Raw genomic sequence first — 2,450 nt, 5'->3', positions numbered from 1 at the left:
AAGCCCTTGCAGGAGTGAAAAAAACGAACCGCCGCGCGCCGCAAGGCCGCGGCGGTTTTGCTTTGCGTCAGGAGGCGCCCGCACCGCGCGCAGGTGTGGCCGCACCCCGCAACGATTTCAGGCTGCCACAGGCAAGCCAAATAAAGAGGCAGGAGCAGCCGGAGGTTGGACATGATGGCGCCTGTTTGGCGGTAAATGCCCGGATGGAGGTCAGGATAGGCTGAAAAATGTGGGGATTTGTGGGGCTGCCTTGTAACCCGGAAGGAATTCATGCCTTATGTCGCAAGGCAGTTAAACGCGAACAGGCTCATTCTTGACGGATTCACTTTCTCTCTCTCATCGCGAATTGGAACTGGTGGACGCTTTGCGGCGTTTGGGTGGCTCGGCCCGCAGCGCAGAGCTTGCAAAAATGCTTGATGTGTCCGAGGAAACGGTGCGCCGCACCATCAAGGCGCTGAACAAGGCTGGCACCGTGCAACGGGTGCATGGCGGAGCCTTTCTGCCGGGGCCGCAAAGCGCGACCAGCTTTGCCCGGCGGATTTCTGAGAATCAAAAGGAAAAAGCAGGGATCGCGGCCCGGGTCGCCGCATTTGCCCGTGATGGCATGGCGCTGTTCCTGGATGTCGGTTCTACCACTGCATTTATCGCGGAGGAATTGCGGCAGAAGACCGGGCTGATCGTGGTCACAAATTCTATCGGAGCTGCGCAGGCACTGGCAAACCACAATGGTAACAGGGTGCATCTGTTAGGCGGTGAATTGCAGAGCAATGAGCGCGGCACCTTTGGCTTTGTGGCTGAGCAGCAGGTCCGCCGGTTTGCGCTGGATCTGGCGATACTGTCTGCAGACGCATTTTCTGCCAAACAAGGCGTGCTTTATCACAGTGCGGCCGAGGCCCAGCTGGCTGGGGTGGTTGCCGATTGCGCAGAGCAGGTGGCGGTGGCTGTGGTCCATCCCAAGTTCGCGGAAACGGCGCCGCATTGCGGACCCGCCCCGCGCAAGATCGATGCGCTGTTTACGGACCGCAGACCTGACAAGAAACTCTCTGCAGCGCTGGCAGGCTGGGGGGTGAAAGTGGACGTTGCCCAGGGTGGCAACGATGATTGATATCCATCTGGCCTTGCCCGCCAGGCAACCTGAAAAGCAGGAGACCTGATGAACGGCCGCAGGAGATGCCCGCCGCGGGTGCATCCGGGCCGCGATCAGGCAGAATTGGCTGCGGCACGAGCCGATACAAACCCGCTGCAGGCCGCAAACAGGAACTGATATGGCAATTTTGACTTTTCTCATCAGTCTGGCGGGAGCCACGATGCTGCTGCTTTATGCAGTGCGGATGGTGCGCACCGGAATCGAGCGCAGCTATGGCGCGTCATTCCAGCGGTTGCTGACTGGCCGGCAAAGCCATCTCCAGGCGGGCCTGGTTGGCCTGGTGCTGGCAATCGTTTTGCAAAGTTCGGCTGCTGTGGCGCTGCTCACCTCCGGGTTCGCAGCCAGCGGTTATCTGGCCTTTCCTACCGGGCTGGCCATCGTTCTGGGCGGCGACCTGGGCTCGGCGCTGATCATTCAGATCCTCTCCTTCAAGCTCGATTGGCTGGTGCCGGTGTTGCTGGCGGCAGGCGGGTACCTGTTCGTCAAGACAGAAGCCAAGAAGGCGCGGCAGCTGGGCAGGATCTTGATGGGGGTCGCCTTCATTCTGATTTCGCTGCGTTTTCTGCGCGAGGCAATGGATCCGATCCGCGACAGCACCTTTTTGCCGGCAGTTGCAGGCTATCTGGCGCGGGATTACATCACGGCGTTTTTGGTCGGTGGTGCACTGGCCTTTGTGATGCATTCGTCTGTTGCCGCCATCCTGATGTGCGTGACGCTGGTGCAGATTGGTGCCATTCCCTTTGCCGCCGGCCTTTCACTGGTGTTGGGGGCGAATTTCGGTTCTGCTTTCATTCCGGTCTGGCTGAGCCGCGGGATGGATTTGCGGGCCCGCCGCATCCCTTATGCCAACCTGGCTTTGCGCGGCACCTGGGCGGTGATCTGCCTGTTCGGCGCCAATCTGGCGCTGCGCCAAGGGGTGCTGGGGGATCCGCAAGGCGGTCAGATGCTGGTCAACGCGCATCTGGCCTTCAATGCGTCACTGCTAGTGCTGACGCTGCCGCTTTGCACACCGTTGGGCGATGTCTTTGCCCGGCTGTTCCCCGAACCCGGGCAGACAGAGGTAAAGCATCCGGGGCGGCCTGTGAGTGCGCTGGAACAGGGCAGCTATGGCTCACCTGCTGTGTCTGTTTCTAATCTTAAACGCGAATTGCTGCGGATGTCGGACCAGGTCAATGCCATGTTCCGCCCGATCCTGGAACTGTATCAATCAGGCAGCAAAGAGCAAATCAAGATCGTCCAGTCGATGGACGATGAGGTCAACGCTTGTCTCTCCGGTGTCCGGAAATATGTGGCCGCGATCCCC

2 protein-coding genes are annotated in these 2,450 nt (G+C 60.0%); both read left to right on the top strand.

All coding sequences use genetic code 11. The features are described from left to right. The first annotated feature begins 313 nt into the window (after positions 1-313). A complete protein-coding gene (locus VOI29_RS24090) occupies positions 314-1,105 on the top strand; it encodes a DeoR/GlpR family DNA-binding transcription regulator (RefSeq protein ID WP_323784376.1) in 792 nt (263 codons plus the stop codon). Between the two features lie 160 nt (positions 1,106-1,265). Continuing rightward, on the top strand, positions 1,266-2,450 hold a 1,185-nt coding region (locus tag VOI29_RS24085; protein ID WP_323784374.1), incomplete at its 3' end, for a Na/Pi symporter.

Source organism: Leisingera sp. (assembly GCF_034669605.1).
Classification (GTDB): Bacteria; Pseudomonadota; Alphaproteobacteria; order Rhodobacterales; family Rhodobacteraceae; genus Leisingera.
This window is presented reverse-complemented; position numbering and strand designations above follow the sequence as displayed.